This is a genomic window from Bradyrhizobium sp. R2.2-H (assembly GCF_004346455.1).
Classification (GTDB): Bacteria; Pseudomonadota; Alphaproteobacteria; order Rhizobiales; family Xanthobacteraceae; genus Bradyrhizobium; species Bradyrhizobium diversitatis.
Genome location: NZ_SMBR01000003.1, coordinates 76,706 through 98,220 on the forward strand (window position 1 = coordinate 76,706; position 21,515 = coordinate 98,220).

15 protein-coding genes are annotated in these 21,515 nt (G+C 62.0%); 3 read left to right on the forward strand and 12 right to left on the reverse strand.

The annotated features are described in order from the left end of the window. Window positions 1-62: 62 nt before the first annotated feature. From EDE08_RS08015 to EDE08_RS08030, 4 genes are all read right to left on the reverse strand, one after another. A complete protein-coding gene (locus EDE08_RS08015) occupies window positions 63-1,511 on the reverse strand; it encodes an argonaute/piwi family protein (protein WP_131868416.1) in 1,449 nt (482 codons plus the stop codon). Beyond that, window positions 1,511-3,292, reverse strand: coding sequence for a 5'-methylthioadenosine/S-adenosylhomocysteine nucleosidase family protein (locus EDE08_RS08020; RefSeq protein ID WP_131868417.1), 1,782 nt, complete (start codon window positions 3,290-3,292; stop codon window positions 1,511-1,513). The genes EDE08_RS08015 and EDE08_RS08020 overlap by 1 nt, the downstream gene beginning before the upstream one ends. A gap of 872 nt (window positions 3,293-4,164) precedes the next feature. Further along, window positions 4,165-5,130 carry a hypothetical protein gene (locus tag EDE08_RS08025; RefSeq protein ID WP_131868418.1) on the reverse strand — a complete coding sequence of 322 codons (966 nt, stop codon included), beginning with the start codon at window positions 5,128-5,130 and terminating at the stop codon, window positions 4,165-4,167. A 3-nt stretch (window positions 5,131-5,133) separates the two neighbouring features. Further along, window positions 5,134-6,348: a YuaX family protein gene (locus tag EDE08_RS08030; protein ID WP_245524729.1), complete on the reverse strand. Its 1,215-nt coding sequence runs from the start codon at window positions 6,346-6,348 to the stop codon at window positions 5,134-5,136. Between the two features lie 865 nt (window positions 6,349-7,213). On the opposite strand from EDE08_RS08030, the gene EDE08_RS08035 reads away from it, so the two are divergent. Together EDE08_RS08035 and EDE08_RS08040 are read left to right on the forward strand one after the other, a co-directional pair. After that, window positions 7,214-9,004 carry a 5'-methylthioadenosine/S-adenosylhomocysteine nucleosidase family protein gene (locus EDE08_RS08035; RefSeq protein ID WP_131868419.1) on the forward strand — a complete coding sequence of 597 codons (1,791 nt, stop codon included), beginning with the start codon at window positions 7,214-7,216 and terminating at the stop codon, window positions 9,002-9,004. Continuing rightward, window positions 9,001-10,449, forward strand: coding sequence for an argonaute/piwi family protein (locus EDE08_RS08040; protein WP_131868420.1), 1,449 nt, complete (start codon window positions 9,001-9,003; stop codon window positions 10,447-10,449). The genes EDE08_RS08035 and EDE08_RS08040 overlap by 4 nt, the downstream gene beginning before the upstream one ends. Before the next feature lie 147 nt (window positions 10,450-10,596). Here EDE08_RS08040 and EDE08_RS08045 read toward each other — a convergent pair whose 3' ends face one another. The 8 genes from EDE08_RS08045 to EDE08_RS39590 all read right to left on the reverse strand — a co-directional run bounded on the left by EDE08_RS08045 (window position 10,597) and on the right by EDE08_RS39590 (window position 20,540). After that, window positions 10,597-12,423: a TniQ family protein gene (locus EDE08_RS08045; RefSeq protein ID WP_165935842.1), complete on the reverse strand. Its 1,827-nt coding sequence runs from the start codon at window positions 12,421-12,423 to the stop codon at window positions 10,597-10,599. Window positions 12,424-12,493: 70 nt separating this feature from the next. Beyond that, complete coding sequence (locus EDE08_RS08050; RefSeq protein ID WP_131868422.1) at window positions 12,494-13,546, reverse strand: TniB family NTP-binding protein; 1,053 nt, start codon at window positions 13,544-13,546, stop codon at window positions 12,494-12,496. Between the two features lie 3 nt (window positions 13,547-13,549). Beyond that, complete coding sequence (locus tag EDE08_RS08055) at window positions 13,550-15,745, reverse strand: TnsB C-terminal domain-containing protein (protein WP_131868423.1); 2,196 nt, start codon at window positions 15,743-15,745, stop codon at window positions 13,550-13,552. After that, window positions 15,672-15,959 (reverse strand): hypothetical protein, encoded by a 288-nt coding sequence (locus tag EDE08_RS38260; protein ID WP_132013662.1) that lies wholly within the window; start codon window positions 15,957-15,959, stop codon window positions 15,672-15,674. Before EDE08_RS38260 ends, EDE08_RS08055 begins: the two co-directional genes overlap by 74 nt. Before the next feature lie 20 nt (window positions 15,960-15,979). Next, window positions 15,980-16,153 (reverse strand): hypothetical protein, encoded by a 174-nt coding sequence (locus EDE08_RS38265; protein ID WP_165935841.1) that lies wholly within the window; start codon window positions 16,151-16,153, stop codon window positions 15,980-15,982. Between the two features lie 30 nt (window positions 16,154-16,183). Continuing rightward, on the reverse strand, window positions 16,184-16,882 hold the full coding sequence (locus EDE08_RS08060; RefSeq protein WP_131868424.1) for a CBS domain-containing protein: 699 nt from the start codon (window positions 16,880-16,882) through the stop codon (window positions 16,184-16,186). A gap of 912 nt (window positions 16,883-17,794) precedes the next feature. After that, a complete protein-coding gene (locus EDE08_RS08070) occupies window positions 17,795-19,891 on the reverse strand; it encodes an AAA family ATPase (protein ID WP_131868426.1) in 2,097 nt (698 codons plus the stop codon). A gap of 301 nt (window positions 19,892-20,192) precedes the next feature. Further along, a complete protein-coding gene (locus tag EDE08_RS39590) occupies window positions 20,193-20,540 on the reverse strand; it encodes a DUF6634 family protein (RefSeq protein WP_502700576.1) in 348 nt (115 codons plus the stop codon). 724 nt (window positions 20,541-21,264) lie between these two features. On the opposite strand from EDE08_RS39590, the gene EDE08_RS08075 reads away from it, so the two are divergent. After that, the gene (locus EDE08_RS08075) at window positions 21,265-21,510 is read left to right on the forward strand and encodes a helix-turn-helix domain-containing protein (RefSeq protein ID WP_131868427.1); all 246 of its coding nucleotides are present in this window, start codon (window positions 21,265-21,267) and stop codon (window positions 21,508-21,510) included. Window positions 21,511-21,515 lie beyond the last annotated feature (5 nt).

Below are 21,515 nucleotides of genomic sequence, written 5' to 3' on the forward strand. Positions count from 1 at the left end.
GAACCGCGCCGGCGATAGCAAACGAACTTAGTGCACTGTCACCGCAAATGGCCTTTTCGCCCTTAGGTGAAGTACCTGAAGCGGGCATTCACATTCTTGCCTACGGGAACGTGCTTCAAAATGTCTCCGACGCGCCGTGCCGCGCGGACGGTGACCGGATCGCCCGTGTCGAACTGCGTGTTGTTGAAATTCAGTTTGGACAAGCCGATGAGTTCCCGCGCGAGTTCTGAGGCGTGCGTCTCGCCCTCCTCGCGGATGAACTCGATCGCGCGCGGGATGTAGGCCCCAGGATAGACCTGGAAATACGGGACGGCGCCCTTGAGGTAGACGATGCCGGATTTCTCGTCGAACAGCATCGTCGTCCCGCGCACCATGGGCGACTCACCGGCGCGGAGGATTCGTGTTCCGGACCTGCGCACCGTCACTAGATCGAGAACCTCGAGCTTTTCGCCCTCTGCTGCTTGCGTGAAGCCCGCCTTCTCGTCGGCATTGAACCCGGACGTCTTGTGCATAACGAGCCGCGCAGGCATCGTTCGATGCTCCCGCCGATAGGTGGCCAAGCCATCTGCCAAAAGCCGATAGGCGTTCTCCCGCGACAGATGCGGGCTACGGTCGTCCTTGTCGTAGGACGCGCTTCCGCCTTGCACGATCAGCCCTTCACCGCGCTCGTCGAATACTTGTGCAACGCTGGTCATCAGCGTTTCGCCCGTTACGCTCTTGAAGAAGCTCACGCCCACGTAGCATGTCGTCAGCGACGATGGCTGCCGTGCGAGCCGCCAAGGCACGCCGCCCGCCTTGTAGTAGAGCGCCGTATGGAAATTCCAGGCGGTCGTGGCCTTGTCCTGCAGCTTCCTGTCGCGCACACGCCCGCCTAGCGAAAAACCGTAGGTGTCCGGACGCACGATCTGGCACGGAAGGGGCAAGTCGACCGCACGCGCCTTGAATAGATCGTGGAAGTTCAGTGACGATGGCATCGGTCGCCGCTGCTCCGGAGCCGGCTCCTGCAGTTCGTCGATTGGAGGGTCAACCTCCGAGATGCGAGGTCCGTCTCCGAGCGCGAAGACCTCGTGAGGCGGCGCAATTATGAGAACGTGGAGCCCGCTTTTCGCCGCCAGATCTCGCGCGTGGTCCATGAACGTCTCGACCAGGCGCGTCAAAGGCTCCTCGCCGGCCAAAGCAGCCGAAAGCTCGTGGCGCGAAATCGCGCGCGTCGTCAGGTCGGAAAGCTCAAGAGTCGTCCCGAAGACCTGAACGGTCATCCCCGGGAACGAAGGGCGAAGGGTCGTGAGCTTCGTCTCCTGGGACACGACGCCGTTCTTGCAGTCCTCAAGCCAGTCGCGGACGCGGTCGACGGTCGCGGTCGTGCCAACCACTCCCAAGCGGATCGGCGTCGGGATCGTGGAGCTGCCCTTGTCGAAGACGCCAAACGAAGTCAATCCGGCGCGTATGTCGACGTGGCTGTTGTTCTGAAAGAACGCCAACGCCGGTTCGTCGATGAACTGGAGTCTCATCACTCGATCTCCTGGTCGCTCGATGGCCGATCAATCGGCGAGTCCAGCGGCGTGAGTGAATCGTCGTCCATGCGTGCGAAGCGAAAGGACTCCAGCGGTGCGAACTCCAGCAAGCGTGCCCGATCGACCCTCGTCCATGGCGCTCGCAGGGTCGCCTGCCAGATTAGAAGCTGGCTGAGAACGGAGCGGTTCTTCTCAATGCGCTTGATCCCCGACAGCCGCTTTTCGTGAAAGCGGTCGAGGTCCTTCCCGTTGAACGTGAAGCGGTACGTGGGCGTGATCTCCAGATACCATTTTCCGCCGAGCCAGCGGAAACGCCCCTGAAAGGCGTTGTGGCGGTAGTACGTGAACTTCCTTCCGTCTTTCGATGTCGCTTCGTAGTGCGAGACCACAGTGGAGGTGCTGCGGACCTTGAGGTTCGGATACTTCAGCCGCCTCGGTCCCTCTTCGGTGCGTCCCATGAATGCATAGACGTCGAGATCGCTGTGATATCTCACCCCATGGCCCCATAGATCGTCGCGGAGCGCACCGTTTAGCAACTGGACGAAAAGACGCCGGCGCAAGTCGTTCTCGGCGAGTGCCCATTCGCCAGTTTCGAAGCGGTCGATCGCGCCGACGTCGATGATGGATTTCAAGCGCGAGAGCTCAGGATCCACGAGGCTGTAGAGATTGTCCTCGTAGATCGTCCATGCGCCCGGAACATAGTCGCCGGGCTGGCCGGAGCCGCTCTGGTTCAGCGCCGCCCACGCTCCTTGTCGCGTGTGGCGCAAGGCAGGCGCCACGTAGAGAGTATCCGGAAATTGCCTCAGATGGATCAGGTTCGCGAACCCTTCTTCCTGCGCATCATTGACTTCCCGATCTGAGACGTTCGCTCCAGACGAGCCCGAGGAAGCTTCGCCGGTGCCGCCTAGCGCGTAGTTACCCGGCGGGACCGGCTGCGTGCGCAAATATCCCCGGGCGAAGGCGGCGGCCGAAAGGCACGCATATTTCGTCCAAGCCTCCTGCCGCTTGAGGCCGACGATGTCACTCAGGCCGCGGATGGATATCATCGGGGTCTTATCTCGCGTCGCGCGATGGACCCCCGCGGATTCCATTTCAACGGCGAGCATCGATCTCGCCGTCATGATCCATGGAAAGAGCAATTGCGGGTCCTTGACCAGCCGATCGCTGGAAGCAATGGAGCCGGCCACGAACCGCGGCGCGCGAGGCGCCACGTTCTTTCCGTAGACCGACTGCAACTTTGCCCGCAGGTCCCGTTGCCATGCCTTCGGCCCGTACAGCTTCCCCGTGCCGAAGGACACAGCCGGCTTAGCGGGGAGATCGGCCGTCCAATCCCCCATGTCCGCAACGCGCGCAGAGAGGTTCGCTATGCCGGCGGCGATCGTTCTGTCGATGGGTCCACCTCCGACGTTATAGGCGGTGGCCTCTTCGAAGCGTCGGGATTCTAGGCTAAAATCATGGATCCGCGTCGAGAGCACGACGTCTCCCAGCGTGACGTCGTCCGATGGCAGGCCCCCAGCGATGCCGACCACCAGTATGAGAGACGGCTGCATGTCGTCGAAGAGATCGCGAGCCGCCTCCTGCGCCTCGCCGTTACCCTGCTCAAGCTGTCGGAGGATGGCAAGGCGATAATGACGACCGTCGCCAGCATCCGCCGTGCGAAGCGTGTACTCGCGGTGGCGGGTCTTGTGAATACGCGGTTCGTCTGGAAAGGCCTCTAAAACGGCAACGAATTCGTCGTCGCGAATGGTCAGGATGCCGACGTCAACAAGCTGCGTCATCGATTTTCACGAGTAAGAATAAGAGTAAGAAGAGGAGTACTTTCGAGGCGAATCCAAAGCTCACCGCGCCCCCTCGCTGCTACCGCCGGTGCGTTCTGAACTTCCGCTTCCCGATCTGCAACCACGCTCGCCATCGTTCGTCTCACAGTTGATTCACGATTCGTTCGTCGCACCATTTTCGCGGCGATGCCGAAGCCCGCCGCGAATCTTTATCTCGAGGGACTCTGATGACGGAGACGAGGAAGTCTATTACGGCGCGGCTCTAGCCTCGTCTCCGTCCGTGTGAAATGCATGCCAAGTCGGCCATCGATGGTGCGAAAAGTGATGTAATTTCTGGCTTTCCGCGACAAGATGCAGGCGGCTTTTGTCCACGATGATCATACTCCCCTGGCACTTTTGACTAGGATAACCTGTCGGAAAGCGGCAGGCGGGGATTCACTTTCTATCAACAGGTTGAACTTCTGCGCCCGGCTCCACCAGACGCGTTGGAAGACCTCAGCGCGAACTTCCTCGTGCAAGAGAACAGGGACGGTGGTCGCGCCTTTGGCGCGGGCGACTGCAAGGCGGTGATTGCCCCATTCAAGCCGACCTCTTTCCGTCTTCTCTCGGCGACACGACCGGCGGGCTCATCCGGCCCCTTCCGACCAGAAGAAGATCGCTTTGGCGCTCTTCGCATAGAATCCCATGCCCCACACTTTCTCCACCGAGCAATTGGAATTGAACATCTTTCAGGCGACCCTAGGCGGCACATCGCCGAGCGACGCGGCGAACTCCCTCAGGAACTCATCCACATCGAGCGCGGTCATCTCCGGATCGTCAGCCTTCGTCATGACAGTCCGCTCCGGCATGCAAGGCTCCGCCACGTTCAGTCGTCACGACGACAGACCCCATCTATCTTTCAGAAGCCGCGATAGGTCGGCTCCCTCGGCTACAGTTATCGCCGACATGGCCTTCGCCAGCTTGGCCACGTTCGCCGACGTCGCCCCGAACGGCGCGTTCAGAATCTCCGGCACGCCAAGCGGCCACCCGGCGAGGGCCTCCTGGGCGTCCTCGGCGGACTTGAAGAGGTTGTTGTTGGCGATGAACTGGATCGACGGTCCAAAAGTGCCGTCGCCATAAGCCTTCTCATTCACGAAGCCGATGAAGTGGAGGCGCTCCCGAGCTTCGGCCGCGCCCTTCTGGTTCGTCTCCGAGTCGAAGACGCCGGTGATCAGCTTTCCCTCGAAATAGTGCCGGAACGGCTGCGGAACGAACTTGCCGCCAAGCGCGATGTGCGCGCGGTCAGCTTTGTCGCCGCCATGTTTGAAAGCGCGCATATCGACGAGCAGGACGTGGGTGGCGCCGGCAGGCGACGGAAATTTGTGAGGTCTTCCGTCTTTCTCGTGCTTTTTACAGATGCGCTGGACGGCCTTCAGCGTCTCGCCCTCCGGCGTCTGCTTCGGGTCACCGGCGTCGGAATGCAGGTGCCGTTCCGCCATGACAACGCCGCCTTCGATCTCCTTCACGATGGTCGCCTTCCGCACGGCATCGGTCTCTTCGAGGCGCATCATCTCGACCAGAAATTCCTTTCCCTCGGAGGCGAAGCCGAAATCGATCTTCGAGGCCGCCTCGCCAGGCACCTCGTAGCGCGGTTGGACCCCGGCCTCGCTCAGCGCGTTTCCGAAGCGAAGCTCGAACAGCTTCGCCATGTTCTCGCTCCTGAGGCCGCCGGAGGCGTCGATCTCGGCGATCAACGGTTTGGCCCAGATGGTCTCACGATGCTTGTCGATGACGCCGTCCATGTAGTCGGCTTCGGCGCCGGTCAGAAAGTCGAAAATGCGGGCGGCGTCCTGCGTCATGTGTCAGCGCCTCATGACCACGTTCCAGTCAATCTGAAAGCCGGCGGCCTGCAGCTCCCGCCCCAGCGCCTGCTTCCAGCCTCCGCCGGAGTCGAAAGGCTCGTAGACAACGCCTCCGAAGTCGGAAGGGACTTCGATGTCGCCTCGCTTTAGAGCGCACACCCGCGCTCGGCCCAGCCGTCCGATGAAGTAGCCGAGTTCCAGCATCACGTTCTGGCGGGCACGTGGACGTTGTTCCGCTCCATGCAGGCCGCCGACGTCGTCCGGGGTCAGGAGTATGACGGCGAACCCGACATCGCCGTGCGCTTCGATCTTCTCGATGATCGTCCGCCCCTGGTTAGCCTGTTCGTGCAGGATGATGGGATCGAAGCCCAGCCGCTCGAGAAACCGCGCGACCGCCTCGCGCGCGCCGTCGTCGTGCCCGTGCACGATGAATATCTTGCGCGCGGCGGGACCGGACCGCTCGGGCAGCAGTGTCGGTTCGGAGGCGCCGGTCGCATGCTTCACATGGTCGATGTAATCGCGGGCGAACGGAACGAACACTTGCGACACGAGATTCTGCACGTTGGCAGTGATGCTATTGCCGGCGTAATAGAACGTATGCGAAAACTGCATCGCCTCATCAGGCGTTTGCGCGAAGCGGTCGATCAGCAGAATGATCAGTCCGAGCTCTTCGCGCGTGTCTTTGGGCCATTCAAGCGACGCCGAACCCACGATGCCTCCTTGGGTGGCTTCACCGGCCTTGATCCAGGCATCCAGATCGACGCCGCGCGTGAGCTCGTCAGTTATCGGGGCGAGCGTCTCGGTATGCAGGATTCTTGACAGCTTCTTTATATGTCGGTCGAACGTGTTGTATTCCGACGAACGGAGGTCGCTGACCACGTTTTCGATCTGCCGGAAGACGGTTCGGTCGACTGGGGCGTTCGTCACGTCGTTGGCCTCGTTGGTCAGGCGCGCCGCAGCGGCGCGCGCTAAGATGTCCGCTTCGTATTTGCGCTTCAGCTCCGCGGCCATGTCGGCCACGGCGGAGCTATGACTGTATGCGGCGACCTTGCGGTCTATCGCGAGCCTCATGTCGGCGATGGCGCGTTCGACGCTGGTCTGATCGGAAGCATTGAACCGCAGCGTCGTGAGCTCTCCGTCCAACGCCTCGGCAGCTTCGGCGAGGAGACGCATCTCGCGCTGGAATTCATCCAGCCCGGTGATCTTTATGGACATGAGAGGCCCGAAAGGCGCGCCGCGTAAGCTAATACTGCCTGATTCGGCCTGCGAATTGCGAGGACCGACGCCGGCAGGACGACCTCAGCGCGACCGGCTTTCGGCGGCTCCAAGGGTGCGCCGCCCCACCGAAGTCGGCCGCGACCTCGTTGGCGGGACCAGAAAGGCCGTCTCGGCTTCAGCGGAGCGCGTGGAGCGGGGGCCGGCCGTTATTCGGCCGCGACAGCGGGCGCACTCGCGGAATGGGGAGCGGCACCCTGACGACGGGCGGCTGCGCCGGAGCGGACGCCGGCTGCAGGACGACCATCTTGGCGGTAATGGCCCACACGCTGGTCGCTCATTTCAGTTACCCCTGCTGGTCGGCAACGGTCTTGCCGAGGGTCCTGCGCCGACTTCTGCTGGCCTGCGGGCAGGTCTGTCAACATCGCCTTACCGCCGGAATCCGCTTCCGTGCCCGCCGGGCGGCTCACCGCCCGCAACTGGGCGTCCGGGTTCTGCAAGGCGTACGTGCCGGCGGCCCCAACCGCGACGACGAACGCCAGCGCCAGGATCCACGGCCACCACCGGCGGCGCCTAGGGACGATGTAGGAGGGCGTCCCGGCCGTGACACGCGAGGTCGAAATCAGCGGTCATCCGGGGGTGTTCGGGTCGAGGCAATCAATAGGGCGGCCGGCTTCGGCGGTCTGCCATGTCGCGAGTGCCGATGGGAACGTTCAGGCCCCGTGGATAACGGTGACCGCCGACGAAAGAGGGGAAAATGGATCACGCTGATTGTATAATTCCGACGCTGGCAGAGTCGCGCCGCCCAGTTTAAGCGGCCGGACGCCGGCAGGCTCATCAGAGCCTTCCGCTCGACACGCAGGCAATGATGACGCAGTTGGTAGACGTCGGAATTCTGACGATTCGTGACGACGAGTTCACGGCCGTCTTGCAAGCATTTCCGGACGACCATCGAATTCACAAGAGCCGACACCGCGAGTACACGCTCCGCAGCGCGGGTGCCGGCGAGGGCCGACGATATCGCTTGGCCATCCTGCGTCAGCTCGAGCAGGGCAACGGAGAGGCCCAAGAAGCGGCCCGCGACCTTTACGACGACCTGCAGCCAGCCCTGATCTTGGTAGTGGGCATCGCCGGCGGACTTCCGTCGGATGACGTGACTCTCGGGGACGTTGTGATCTCGACACGCATCCACGATTTTAGCATCGAGGCCCGTCGCTTCGAAGAGTGGCCGACATACAACGTCGGAGGCGGCCCGATCGACAGAACGATTGCCGCTGGCATCGCAAATCTCTCCGCCCGTGCCGAAGAGATTGGAGACTGGACGGCCGATCTGCCCCCCAAGCCCGCTGTCTCTTTCGGCACAGGCAAGCTGTACGGACCCAAAGCCTGGCAGCGAGATCTTCGCTCGAAACTGCAGGCCGCCTACGGCAAGAATGCCGAACCGCGAGCGTCCCGATTTATGGCGGGCGCGATTGCGTCCAGCGACCGGCTGATAAAGGATCCGCAGGTGCTCTTCCCATGGATCACCACGGCAAGGTCGATGCTCGCCGTGGAGATGGAATCGGCCGGCGTACATCGCGCGACGCGCGACAAGACGCCGATGATCTCGATACGGGGCTTGAGCGATATCGTCGGTCTGAAACGCCAGGAAGCCTGGACGAAGTATGCGTGCCTTTCGGCGGCGGCCTTCGCGCGGGGCTATCTCCGCACGCAACCCGTCTCTCCTGGCGGCGGTGCTGAACCTTCCGATGGTGGCGACACGTCCGGCGTTGCACCACAAGGCGTTGTCGCAGACCAAGTGGGTCAAGACGCGCAAGAGGAGGGGTTTCCAAACCTCATTCTCCTCCGACGGTTTCCGGAAACGTTATTCGTCGCGCCATCCCTGCGCAACACGAGGCAAGCCGTTTGGGCGGCGTTGAATGAGGACGCGTCCGGGCAACCTGCCGAATACGTGCCGAACGCGTGGACTATACACGAGGGAAATTTCTACAGTCTCGTGGATCCTGAGCTTTCCCGCCTCGGCACCGTCATCGACGTCGGCGGGATTGATCGCTTCGAAGCGCGCGAGTGGGCTTATTCGGATGATGACGCACGCCGCCGGCTGTTCGTCCAACTGCTCAACCGAGCCATCCGCGACGACCTCTGGGCACAAGGCGTGCGGTATCACGGCGATCTGGATGTCTTCGCCTTCATGGGCCGCGTCGAGGAAGGCCCAAGACGCCTGAAATATCCGAACCTCAAGCTCCGGAGCACCACCACCGTGGTCTCGCACTACCAGTCGACCTCGAAGGATGGAAAGAAGTTCAACTACTACCGTCACAACGCCGTCCAGGGACGCTTCCGTTGGCTGGCCAAACAGTGGTATCTGGAAATCACGCCCACGTACCGCTTCACCTACAACGGAAAGGATCTCGACCGCTTCCACGAGAACCGTCTGTCGGGCATCAAGCGCATCGAAAAGAACCGATCCGTACTGAGCCAACTTCTGATCTGGCAGGCCGTACTCCGGGCGCCATGGACGCGTGTCGATAGACCACGCTTGCTGGAATTCGCGCCGCTCGAGTCGTTCCGCTTCGCGCGGGTGGACGACGACTCGTTGACACCGCTGGATACGCCCACCGTTCGGCCGTCGAGTGATCGGGAGCTCGATCAATGAGGCTTCATTTCGTAGACGAGCCGGCGCTCGCGTTCCACCAGAACAACCAGCACGTCGACATAAGAGCCGGCCTCGGATTATTTGGCGTCTTCGATAAAGGTAGCCCGACGATTCCGACCCCGATCCGCCTGGGCGTGATCGGCACGACGGCAACGGTAGACCACATTCGGGACTGGCTCGAGGACTGCAAGAACGGCGTCGCCTCCCAGGAAACGAAGCTCACCAACCTTCGCCCTTCCTTTCCGGGGATGATACCTCAGGTCTTCGGGACTTCGCTCGAACTTTCTGACCTGACGACGCGTGCGATCTCGCGCCACGAACTTTCGGCTGCCTTGGCCGACGCGGACCCGCTGACCCGACTCGTCGACATTTTCATGGACCATGGAAGGGATCTGGCTGCCAAAAGCGGTCTGCATGTGCTGATAATTGCTCCGCCCCAGGAAGTCTTCGCGCTCGGAGACGGGCCACGGACGACGGATGTCGATCCGCCGATCGACGAATTGCAGGAGCCAGCACCGGAGCAGCGCCGGCCGGTGCCGTCGTCGCTGAATTTCCACGACTTGTTCAAAGCCCGCGCAGTCGACCTGCCCCTGCCATGCCAAGTCGTTCGCCCCGACACATACGGCTACTCGCTCGGCGGCAGGGCGCGCGACAGGAAGCTGCAGGACCGGGCGACGACGGCCTGGAACTTTCATACAGCGCTCTACTACAAAGCGGGAGGGGTGCCTTGGAGACTGGCCCGTCAGCCGTCGTCCCTAACGACATGCTACGTGGGCGTGAGTTTCTTCAAGAGCGTCACGGGCGAGAAGCTAATGACTAGCGTTGCCCAGGTGTTCGACGAGCGGGGAGAAGGCCTCATCGTGCAGGGCGGGAGCGCATCCTATGATAAGGACGATCGCACCCCGCACCTTTCTCGGGACAGCGCCTATCAGCTTCTGGCCGATGGGTTGGCGACATATCGCCGAGAGCACCGTACGATGCCCGCCAGGCTCGTGATGCACAAGACGTCCGGGTTCAACGAAGACGAGAGGGCAGGCTTCATGCAGGCCGCTGCGGGTGAGAAGCTCGACGTCCTCGATCTTGTGACGGTCCGCCGATCCGGAACACGCGTCCTCCGCGGCGGCGATTCCCCCATGGTGCGCGGCACGGCGATGCTTTTCGACGACAAGTCGGGCATCGTATACTTGAAGGGAGCAGTCCCGTACTTCCAAGTGTACCCGGGCGCATACATTCCGCGCGCGATCGAATTCGTCCGCGAAGACGGTGAAACGAACGCTTCAGAGCTTGCGCGCGAGCTGATCGGGCTATCGAAGTTGAACTTCAACAATACTCAATTCGACACTGGCGATCCGGTGACCGTTCGAGCCGCCCGGCGGGTCGGGGATATTCTGAAGCACGTTCCGGAAGGCAAGAAAGTGAACGCGCGTTTCCGCTTTTTCACCTGAACGTATTCCTCCACCCTCGAATTCATTGTCGAGAGCGACGTTTTGACTTTGTCAGCATACACGCGGAAAACGTGGGCGCTAACTGTCAGCCGTCCAGGGACGGTAGCCGAGGAGCCATTGTACGGAAGGTTCGGACGGTGAGGATACTCAATACGAACCGAGCTCCCTCCGTCGGTAGAACGTCGCCCCGACACCGTCGAGTTCCGGGGCCGGCCGAATTCCAAGTTCGGTGAGCTCGCGGAGCAGGCCGGGCATGTGCTTTCCCTGTGCACGGGCGAGCGTGAAAAGGGACACGTACTCCTCCTTGAACCTTGCGATCTCCTCGTGGGGAATGACTGTCTGCGGATTTCTCTTGATCGGGTGTCGCTGGACAATCGTCTTGAACGCACCGACCTTCACCAGTCCGGCCATGACTTTGCTGTTGACCCGCAATACCCGGATTGCGTCAGCCGGGACGAGACCAGAGAGCTCGGGCAGCCTGATCAGGGGACGAGCTTCCTCCAAGTTGACGAGCAAGGAGAGGACGCCATCGATGCCTTCCTTGCGGCCGACCCAGGCGAGGCGATCTTCGAGTACAAGTCGGACGTAATCCGCCGTGGACCCATTCGTGCGCTTCGCGGCCGTTGCAACATCGCAGATCCCAGGACCAGGCACCGCGACCGTCTCGGCCCTGCGGAAAAGACGCGCCAAGAATTGATCGAGCTCCGACTTGAAGTAGACTTCGTTCATCTTTCCCAAGCCGACGACGTGCCGGCGGATAAGGTCGGCCTGAAAGAGGATCTGGGCCATCGGGCGGGGTGCGTTGATGTATACCTCCACCTGCTTCATGGTCAGCGAATCGGCCTCTCGCTTGAACAGGCGGTCCGCCACTTCGGCATCGAACAGGATGTCCCTGTCCCTGAGCGCGGGGTCAGAAATCAGACCTTCCGCCTCGATGAGCTTCCGCAGGCGCTTCGGGTGCATGCTGTAAGCGATCGATGCCGTCCGGATCGAGTGGAAGCGCCTGGTAGCGACTGGCCTTCCGAATAAGACATCGCCGGGACCGAGTGGGAAATTGGCCAAGATGTGCTCGGCCATGGCTTCGCGGACCGGATCATAAGCAAGATCCGGAAGTCCTTGAGCGAAGCACATGAACAGCTTTCCGTAGATCGCCTGCGGCCCGTCGGCAGAACCTCGGCCGGACTTGGGCACATGACTACCCTTGAGCGCCCGCATGAAATCTTTGAGGCCTTCGGCTCCGTCCTTCAGGATCTCGAAGCCGGCACATCCGGCTGCGTACCGCTCGTTGTCGGAGAGATTGTCCAGGTTCACGCGCTTTCCGAATGCGGCCACCGCCCCCACGACCTCGGCGGTCCAGGCTGCAGCGAAGAAGGGCAGGGTATCCAACCAGGCGAAATCGCGGCGGCCGTCGATGCGACCAAGGAGATAGGTCTCCAGACCGGAAGGAGCACGGCGATACGCCTCCGCCGCCAGGCGATCGATGTTGGGGATGGCATCGGCGATATTCCGGGTGAAGTCATGGAGCTGGCTCGGCGGCAGATCGTCTCTGACTTCAACAAGTGCGACCGAGTGCCGGACGCAGGTTCGAATCGCTGTGATCGCCCATTCGTATCGACCGTAGGCCGACAAGGCCGGATGAAGGTTCGACGCGGCAATGTCTTCCTGGAGACAGATCGGACAGACGTGCACACGCGCGCGTCTGATAGCGGGCTTCGTGATCTGCTGGCCGCGCAGCTCAAACAAAGTCCCATTCTTGAGGATTGCGTTCCGCATTAGGTCGTCGAAACGACCTCCGGCCAATTCGGTCAGGCGCTGGATCTCGGAGCGATCTCCGTCGACGATCTTCTGGAAAGAGATGCCGAAGTCCGTCGCAAGATCGCGCGCACTTACGAAGTTGCGCGCCGCCACACGCGAGGCAAAGCTGGCCGGCGTTTCTCCGATGCCCTGCTGGACGGTCAATGCGAGCTTTTGCATGGGGGAGCTTCCGTGAATTGATGAAGGGACAGGGCATGCTGCCGGAGTAGCTCCGGCAGCATGTTGTGGCTTACCTGCGATCCTTGTCGCGTTCGGTCGCGAGCGGTGGCCCGGCGGGATCGGCCTCATGCACCGCGGTCTTGCACACGATCTCGTGCCAGCGGTCCGCGAGAAAGGGGTTCTCTGGAGCGGACTTTCCCGATTTCGCGGCATAGACGGACGCGAAATGCTCCTTGGTGAGCGTCGCGTCGCCCTGCTGCTTGCACAGGGCGATGGCGGCGATCGTGTTCTCGATCGACAGACCCCAGGCATGTAGGGAGGCGTGGACTAGCCGCGGGAATAGCGCGTCGTTGTCGGAGTAGGCGATCTCGAGACCAGCTTCCTCCACGTAGGCGTGGACCATATCGGCCACCTTATCGAGATCGGCCGGCGTGAGGCGGTGGAAGTACACCTTCGAAATGCGGCGATCGAGCTGCGGATCCAGAGCCAGGAACGGCAGCAAGGTCTCGATTCCGGACAAGATTACAGTGATCCGTTCGACCTCCATCAGGTGCTTGAGGATGTCGGCGACGGCCTGCTGGTCTTTCACCGGCACATTGTGGACAACGTGCTGGAACTCTTCGATCGCGAGCACGATCTTGCCCATTGCATTGAGCCGCTGGCCCACGATTTCGAAGAGGCGATGAGCCGGCAGCTCCCGTTCGAGCGGGTATCCGCTCGCAATGAGGATCTTGCGACCCAGCTGGATGATCGTGCACGGGGAGGGCGCACTCAGCCAGAGCAGGGGCGACACCGAGGCGGGATCGCGGTAGCCGGCAAACACCGCGTGGTTTCTGAAGAAGTCCCGCAGCGAGGTGGTCTTGCCGGCGCCGGTCGATCCGATCAGGGCCAGACCCTTTCCCTCGATCCGGTTGTCCAGCGAGGGGGGCAGATTGGGGTCGCGGCACTGAACGGCGTTGTTGATGAGCAGGTTCATCTGCTCGGCCAACTGACCATCGCGCTCCGTGCGCACGAACTTCGTGCGCAAGGCTTCGATGGTCGCGTACTGCTCGCCGAACTCCTCGGGGAGAGAGGCGCGCAGGCGGGCGATGGGGTCGTTGTGGTTGATGGGCTTGTTCATCATGAATCAGTCCTCCAGCTTCAGGTTGGGTTTGCGGGTGCGGACGGTCGGCTTGTTGCCCGAACCATTCGCGTCGTCCCCTTCGGGGGGACGGGTCTCGGTGCCGGGTGGCGTATCGGCCACAGGAATCGCGTTCGCGAAGCGGTCGCGGCTTCCGTTCGTGTCGCGGGCACTTGCGGCGTCGGGAGCGTCGCCGTCATTGGGGTCGACGATGTCGAATCCGTAGAGGAGCTCGCGCTCGGCGCGTTCGAGGTCGTCCGCCGTTAGAGTCGGTGCGGAGACGTCGGCGAAGGACAAGGCTAGGCGTCCCATCGATGCGAGATCGCGGATGGCCGTGTCGACGTAGTGCCGGGACAACGACGACTGGATGAGGTTCCGGCGGCGCAGATCCTTGACCGCTTCGCTCCAGTGATCGAGGTGGACGCCGTCAAGGGATCCGACGATCGCGGGCACCGTCAGCCACGCGTCGTCGATCCAGACCGAGACCCGACCGAGATCCTCCGGATCGAACTTCACCGCCACCCTAGCGTCGCCCACCTTGCGCCGGTATTCCTGCAGCCTAGCCGACTGGTAGTGGACGCCTGCGACCCGCACGCCGCGATGATCGAGCGCACGCTCGATGCGCGGTCCGAAGATGTTTCGGACCTCGTCGCGTCCGGGCGGGGGCAGCACGCCGTAGCGCTCGACGAGCTCGAGCCACTTGTCGTACGGCGTCATGCCGCAAAGGGCCGCATGCGGCGTGTGGTGGTAGCGATCCACGACATATCTGACGAACGCGGACCCGATGCTTTCGGAAAAGATGCTTGCCTCCGCAGCCGGATCGTCGTCGCCCTTCTCCTCGATGCTGCCGAACGTCCTGCCGGTGAAGTTCGGCAGGAGGCTGCGGTCGATCGTGCCGAAGACGCGCTCGGCGTGACCTCTCATCTGGGGTAGGCCAACCGGTGCCGTCTCGAGCGTGCAGCGGAGATCGGCGACGCAGCCGCGGAATTCGGTCGAAATCCACGCGCTGCCCGTGTCGGTATGGATCGAAGCGGGACGGGCGGTCATCGGCCAGTCGCTCTTGCACTTAGCGGCGGCCGCGTAGCGGCTCTTGTCTGTCACGCTCATGCGCAACAGCGCCTTCGCCGTCTCCTTGTTCTCGGTCTTGGCGAAGCGGATGCCAGTGATGCAGCGGCTGGCGGCGCAGAGCGACAAGTGCAGGATCAGCCGTTCGCGTTCGGCCTTCCTCTTCTCCTCGGGCGAGAGCGCGCCCCACTTGCTGATCCGGACCGCGATCGTGGAGATTTGGGTCTTGTGACCGTCCATCACCAGGCGCTGGAACGCGCGAACCGACTCCATGCCCTGGCCAACGACGGCGAACTTCCGCTTGGCCGCGTCCAGTCCGTGCCGCCCGGCGTAGGCGTCGAAGACCGGGATCGCCTTGATCGCCTTCCGGAAGGTCCCCTTTGCGGGGATGGAGAGCTTCCCGTTATCGGGCCGTCCCTCGTTTATCCGACGGATTTCTGCCCCGAGCGCGTCGTACTGCGCGGCCATGGTCGGACGGCGCCGGTCGCAGTAGTCCGCGGCATGCTTGTCGATGAGCTGCAGGACGTCCGGATCAAGGTTCGAGTAGGGATTGCCGCTGCGGTGGTGGCCGTCGCGCAGCGACATGATGTCGAATCCCGACCCTTCGTAGGACTTCCACCAGCGGCGGATGGTGCGCGTGGAGGGGATCTTCGACATCTCGAAGCGCTGGTCGCAGCGCTCGGTCTTGCCTTCGGCCGCGCGCGCCTGGTTGCGCTCGACCAGCGTCGCCGTGATCCTCGGCAGCACCTTCTTGAGATGGGCGTCGGTTCGGACGAACGAGGGGTCGGTGACCTCTTCCTGGCGGATGAGTTCGAGTATCTCCTGTCTCTCAAGCAACTGCTTCTGCTCGGAGGGCGACAGATCGAACAGGCAGATAGCGCCGCCGTTCCTCAGGCGCGTCAGGGCGCGGGCTTCGTCGTAGTAGTGGAGATCGTGCTGGAGCACGCCCCTTTCGGCGAGCATGTCGAGGTCTTCGTGGGAGAAGCCTTCGGAGATCGGCTTGCCCGGCCCGAGCACGGGGGAGAGGGCGTGACCGAATTCGTCCGTGGAGACCCAGCGGTACTCACGATTGCGGATAACGATGCGATCGAGCGGGCCGAAGACAAAGCGCCGCGGCTGCTTCTTGAGGGGGTACATTGGAAGTTTCCGTGATTTGGCTTCGCCACAGCGGCGGCGGCATCGACTGGGTCAAATGAGCCGGCCAACCGTCGAGGAGGAGCGGGTAGGCGAAAAAGGTGAGAGCATGCTCGGCGGGTACCGGCACGAGCCGGCGCAGCGAGCCGTCGACGAGCCGCACCGGGATGGTGTCGGCGACGCCGGCGTTCCGTGACACGTCAAACGTGAAGTGCATCGTGATCTCCTTTCTCTGGATCAGCGCAGGTGGGGCTTGGCCGGCTTGTCGCCGGAAGCGCCCCGGACGGCGGAGCCGAACGGACCGCCGGCGAAGCCGGGCCAGGCGTCGGCGTTGAACCGGCCGGGCGCGCGGTTGCTGGAGCGCTGCACGGGGGCGGCGGGATGGCGGCGGAGGTCCTTGAAGGCAGTCATCGGTCGTTCTCCTGGTTTGTTGGGGTGGGTTCAGTAGCGCCGGATGCGGCTGTGGTAGTCGATCCGGTCGTCGACATCCGCGAGATGGAAGAAGCGGTCGGCGATGAGCCGGACCGTCGCGCGGAATCCTTCGGCGGCCAGGCCGCTCAGCTTGACGACGTCAGCGATGGTCACGACGCCGATGATCTCGGCGGTGATCTGACGGACATGATTGTCGTGCTCCGGCACGGGGTGCCTGCGGACTTCATGGACCAGTTCGGAGTTGAACCGCTGGTTCCGGGAAAAATCGGCCTCCGTCATCAGGATGACCTCGTCGGCGACTTTCCTGCCGGCCTGTGCTGCGATCAGCTTGAGGACCTCCCGGATGCCGCTCTTCTCGACGCGCCTGCTGTGCTTGATCGCGACGCAGGAGCGGATGCCCGGCTTGCGGACGGTGAAGAAGTCGAAGGTGTGGTGGCGGATCGTCTTGCCGTCGTGATAGGGCACACGGGGGTACTGCTCGACGAAATGCGTGATGTTGAAGTCGAGCGAGAAGGCCTCGCCGGCATACTTCTCGGGACGCGAAGCGAATCCGATGAGCCTGCCGTCTTCGACCATGAACCCAGTGGTGGCGGAGCGCGAACGCAGCGGCGCGTCGAGCAGACCCTCGCTGGGCCGCGTCGGTTTCCAGGTCTCGGGATCGATGCCGGGACCGCTAGCTGAATCGAGGTGTTGCGTACGCAACTGCATGAGGACCTCCGGACATGGAGGAGCGCTCGCCGGCCATAGGACCGACGGATTTCGCTCCGGGGATTTTTTCGGTGGAGGAGGTCGACGGAAGGACGCGACGGCACGCTTGCGCCATGCAGCGCGAGGTGCGATCGTCTCTTTTGTCCCGCTCAGGACGGTTGGCCTTCCGCCGACCTCTGGACGTGCGCTTCGTCGAAGGGTGAGTGAACACCTAACGGCGAGGCGCGCGTCCGAAGTTTTACTTGGCGGTGCAGATCGACATCAGAAACTCCGTTCGGAATGGTTGCTCGGTGGGCGCGTTAGGGCGATCCTCGGGTCCGAAGTTGCAAGTGTCGAGGGCGGGTCAAGAAAAAATCTCAAGTCTCGTGAATCGGTTGGCGGAGGAAGTTCAGATTTTGATTCGACTTTTTCGGCTCGGCTGATTCAGTCAACCTGACGAGGCTGATGCCGTAGCGGTCAGAAGGCGTGAATCGATCGATGGCTCTTGGTGATTCAGCTACTCGGTATCCGCTGCGCGAAGCCTGAGATATGGGTTCGAAGGGGCAGGGCTTTCGACACATTGGCTGCACGAGAGGAACCCTCAATCGCGCGTTTCCACAAGAAAAAGCCGCTTGTCACAATATCGTGATGCGACCAATGCGGCTGTTATGGAGGCGATCTAAAAGCCCGCCTTCAATGCTTCAGCGATCCCAGCCCCTATCAGGGACCATACGCTCCGAGCACGTGCATGATTACGAACGTAAACAGTCAAGGTGCGAGCTTTCGCTCTGGTCAGAGGATTGTCTCCCTCGGTGATGTCGATCCGGTAGTCACTCTGCGGTGTAAGGTCCGAGATGCTGGCAATGAACATGTGCCCGATCGTGCGGCGGCCTTCAGCGTATCCGCCCAGGAGGATTTCGACGGTCACTCGGATCACGCCAGACCTCCACTGCTTTCGTTAGACGATGCGAGGTCCTGCAACGGATATGCCTTCAGGAGCTCGTCGATACCTGCGCGATCGAGATAGCCAATTTCTTCCAGACGGCCGCCGATGACTTCGACGGCCTCCTTGTTGGCGGCGATGAGGTCGTATGCTCGGGCCAGGCAGCGGTCGAGCCGGGCCTTGACCCGACCAACTACAGCCGGCTCGTGATAAAGGATCTCGGTGGCCTTCTCCGGGAAATGCGTGACCCCGAGTGCGCCGAAGCCGAAGCGCAATTCGAGGTCCATGGCTGCGCGAGTTGCGCGGGCGAAATCGCTGGTCTCGCCGATGCCGGCGCCTGCCGTGGCCTTCGCGGCTCCGAGGATGACAACCTCGGCGGCGCGGCCGCCGAGGAGGGACGTGATGAAGTTTTCGATGCCCTGTTCCGACTGGCCGCTCTCTCGCGATAACTCGACTTGAGTGGCGCCTCCAGCATCGAGAATCGAAAGGGCCTGTGGCTGGAAGACGTTCAGAGCGACGCCGACAACCATGTGCCCAGCCTCGTGAAGCGCAACGACCCGACGAAGCTGCTCGGGAAGACCTGGACGACCGGACCGGATTTCGTTCATGACGTCATCGAGCGTCATTTCGCGCTTTTCGCGGCGCGCGTGGGACCTCGCCCGCCTGACCCAGGCCTCGACATCTGCACCGGTTCTGCCGACGGCCGCGAGCGCGGCGGGCGTCAAATCAACGCCCTTTAATGCCGTTTCGCCGAGATGGAATCGAAAGATCTGCGCCAAGCTGTCGGTGTCTGGCAGTTCGATCTCGATCGTGCGGTCGAGCCTCCCAGCGCGCCTTACGGCAGCATCGATGTGCTCAGCATGGTTGGTCGCGCCGATGACGACGACGCCGGGCCGATCCTCTACGCCCGCCAGCTGTTCGAGGAGGAGGTTTACGATCTGTGTCCAATACTCCTTGTACTCATTGGTTAGCGTGGCGCGATCACTGATGCCATCAAGCTCGTCGATAAAGAGCACGCAAGGAGCGAGCTGCCGTGCTTGCGCGAAGCAACTCTTTATTGCCGCCAGTGTGCCTGACAAATACGCCGATGCATTCCAATCTGCGACGGAAGTTGCGACCAACGGTACGTTGGCAGATTTGGCAACCGCACGGGCAAATTGTGTTTTCCCCACGCCAGGTGGGCCGACGAGCAGCAAGCCTTTTTCGATGGCCTCCCAATCGAGGCGGCCGGCGCGATACTCCTGCAAATCGGCGACGAGGTTGATGCCCCATTCGCGCGCTGCGCCGTATCCGGACAGCTCCTCAAGGCTGGGTCCGCGATGGTCGAAGACCGATTTGTTCGAAACGATCTTCTGAAGATGCGCGACACACTCGTCAGCGCTGCGGTCGGGACGCACTGAAAGCGCCAGATCCGAAACGTCGACTGCTCGGACAAGTTGCTCGTCGATCGTTACCTCTGGGGTCTTGCCTGTCACGGCTTCAATGACCAACGCAATGGCCGAGGCGTCGAGTTGACCGAGCAAAAGGTGATGCTCGGCGGCGCGGAGCAGATCGCGGGGAAGTTGACGTCGAGGATCGGGTGCCATGCCGACAATGGGGGCGCGCACGTGTAAGGCCTCGGCGATGGCATCGTTGCCGCGGTCGGACTTGTGATCGCTCGCCGTGCCGTCTCGGGCAATGAGCAGCACCGGACGCGTGTATCGGTTAGTGAAGTGCTTTTCGTCCAACGACTCTGCATTGCTCCCGAAGCTGCAAATTTTCATCACGTCGCGGACAAGCGCTACGATCTCGGGTGCATGTGTAGCAACGGAGACCACCGGCGTGCCGCGGCGCAGATCGCGCGTGAGCCCATCGACACCTTCGATTGCCCGTGCAACCAGAATAGCTGCGGCAGCGAGGTCGGCGCGAATTGACGTCCGTCCTACCGTGTCAGGAGCGGTCGACAGGTCGTCGAGGAGGCGCTCGATCGGGTCGTTTGGGTCGCCGCTGCGCAGGAGCGGGCCGCTGTTGGTCCCGGAATCGGTGCCTAACATGTCGAGGTAAGCGCGTGCGAGAAGATCGCGCGGACTCGCCAAGTGCAGGTTCATGTTCTCACTTCCAATATCTAGCGGACGTTTAAGGGCGGAATGGAGAGGGGCGCGAAGACTGCGGATAGTGTCAGGGGACTGTTGGAGAAAGCCTGCGGAACTCTATCGAAGCTTGATGCTGTCGAGTTCGCGAGGGTTTCGGTCGACGAGGCCGTTCGGGCCTGAGCGGCCTCGATCGAAGGCTCGAAGCTTAGTCGTTAAGGGCGCGCCAGGCTGAGTGAGGCGGATCTTTTGTAGTTCGGACGCGGAGGCACAAGCTGTCTGATCCGCGTGATTCGTTGCGCAAAGCAGTCGAAACAGCTCACGCGCTTACCGGCAAAGGATCGTGCCTCTCGGTCCCCAATCGATAATACATGGATCGCGTACGTGCCCAGCGCCTGCTCGGATCGATGAATACGATCTCTGAAGTGTACAGCGAGGGGCGGCTACCGAGCAGTGGATGCTGGTAGACCGCGCCAACCAGACAAGCGGCTGGCAGGAAGCCAAGTGACCATTGGTCGAGGAGAGGGCACCTCTCCAAGACCTCGGAAGACGGTGCGACGCCCGCTTGGATGCGTCGCAGGTCAGCTGTCAAGCTGTCAAGGTCGCGCAAGAGGCTGGTTACGGAGGTGATGCGAGCAGTCATGTCGATCCTCGATGGCCGAAGCATTGATGGACAGGAAGTGGCTGCAGGGGGGCCTAGCCAACGTCGGACTTTCGCCAAGAACGACTGAGCTCTGCGCTTCTTGAATCGAAGCGGCTACGCCGGTTCAGGGCGGAGCGAATGACAACCGGTGCGGCGGAGTCCCCTTCGAGGGCGCAACAGAGCACTGCGGAAAGCGCGGCGTCGACGACAGGGTTGGTCATTCCGGCTGTGTGCATCGTTCTGATCGCTACACCGATTGCGGCGGCAGAATCCCCGGTCGCCGCTCCAAGCCAGTCCAGGTCGGCTACACTCTCTGTACGCAAAAGGACTGCTCGAAGGACTCGAATATCGCTGCGACGAAGGCTCTGGGGTCTCCGCGTCCTCCACCAATGAAGCGGTGACGCCTCCAGTGCGCGAATTGGGCTAATTTGTTTTCGGTAGTTGTGCAGATGCATGCGTGTTCCCCAATTGAAGTTCGCAAACGGCGCATGGCCGTTGCAGTCCACAAGGATTTGAAAGTGGAAGACGCTGATTGTTGAGTCCTTAGAGAGAGGTCCTCCTTTGTCGGTGGTGGAAAGCCGGCACGGCTCGTCGACCTGCGGCGGGTAAATTTCCCGGCAAGGATTCGAAACTAGGATTCTGATGAAGGATTCTTCGCCCGGCGCGTCGGGCTCGGCACGTTAAGAAGTGCTTAATAATACCTCGTCGCCCGGCTTTTGAGAACCGTCAGAACCAGGAGTCCATAAACTTGGTTAACGCCGTCCCGACTATCTCACCCGCTCAGCTTCGAGCTGCCAGGGCATGGCTGAACTGGAGCCAGGCGGAGTTGGCAAAGGCCGCCGGCGTCGCCAAGACCGTAGTCAATCGCTACGAGCAGGGGCACTCAGTGCCTCATGCGGAAAGCTTGCAGAAAGTGCAGGGGGCTCTCGAGGCCGCCGGAATTCGATTTGTGTTTGACGGAATGAAGGGCACAGGCCTCAGCGCTGTTGGCTGATCGTT

Coding starts and splice junctions, on each gene's coding strand:
- EDE08_RS08015 (WP_131868416.1), bottom strand. CDS start 1,511: ATGAGACTCCAGTTCATCGACGAACCGGCGTTGGCGTTCTTTCAGAAC.
- EDE08_RS08020 (WP_131868417.1), bottom strand. CDS start 3,292: ATGACGCAGCTTGTTGACGTCGGCATCCTGACCATTCGCGACGACGAA.
- EDE08_RS08025 (WP_131868418.1), bottom strand. CDS start 5,130: ATGACGCAGGACGCCGCCCGCATTTTCGACTTTCTGACCGGCGCCGAA.
- EDE08_RS08030 (WP_245524729.1), bottom strand. CDS start 6,348: ATGTCCATAAAGATCACCGGGCTGGATGAATTCCAGCGCGAGATGCGT.
- EDE08_RS08035 (WP_131868419.1), top strand. CDS start 7,214: ATGATGACGCAGTTGGTAGACGTCGGAATTCTGACGATTCGTGACGAC.
- EDE08_RS08040 (WP_131868420.1), top strand. CDS start 9,001: ATGAGGCTTCATTTCGTAGACGAGCCGGCGCTCGCGTTCCACCAGAAC.
- EDE08_RS08045 (WP_165935842.1), bottom strand. CDS start 12,423: ATGCAAAAGCTCGCATTGACCGTCCAGCAGGGCATCGGAGAAACGCCG.
- EDE08_RS08050 (WP_131868422.1), bottom strand. CDS start 13,546: ATGATGAACAAGCCCATCAACCACAACGACCCCATCGCCCGCCTGCGC.
- EDE08_RS08055 (WP_131868423.1), bottom strand. CDS start 15,745: ATGTACCCCCTCAAGAAGCAGCCGCGGCGCTTTGTCTTCGGCCCGCTC.
- EDE08_RS38260 (WP_132013662.1), bottom strand. CDS start 15,959: ATGCACTTCACGTTTGACGTGTCACGGAACGCCGGCGTCGCCGACACC.
- EDE08_RS38265 (WP_165935841.1), bottom strand. CDS start 16,153: ATGACTGCCTTCAAGGACCTCCGCCGCCATCCCGCCGCCCCCGTGCAG.
- EDE08_RS08060 (WP_131868424.1), bottom strand. CDS start 16,882: ATGCAGTTGCGTACGCAACACCTCGATTCAGCTAGCGGTCCCGGCATC.
- EDE08_RS08070 (WP_131868426.1), bottom strand. CDS start 19,891: ATGAACCTGCACTTGGCGAGTCCGCGCGATCTTCTCGCACGCGCTTAC.
- EDE08_RS39590 (WP_502700576.1), bottom strand. CDS start 20,540: ATGCTTCGGCCATCGAGGATCGACATGACTGCTCGCATCACCTCCGTA.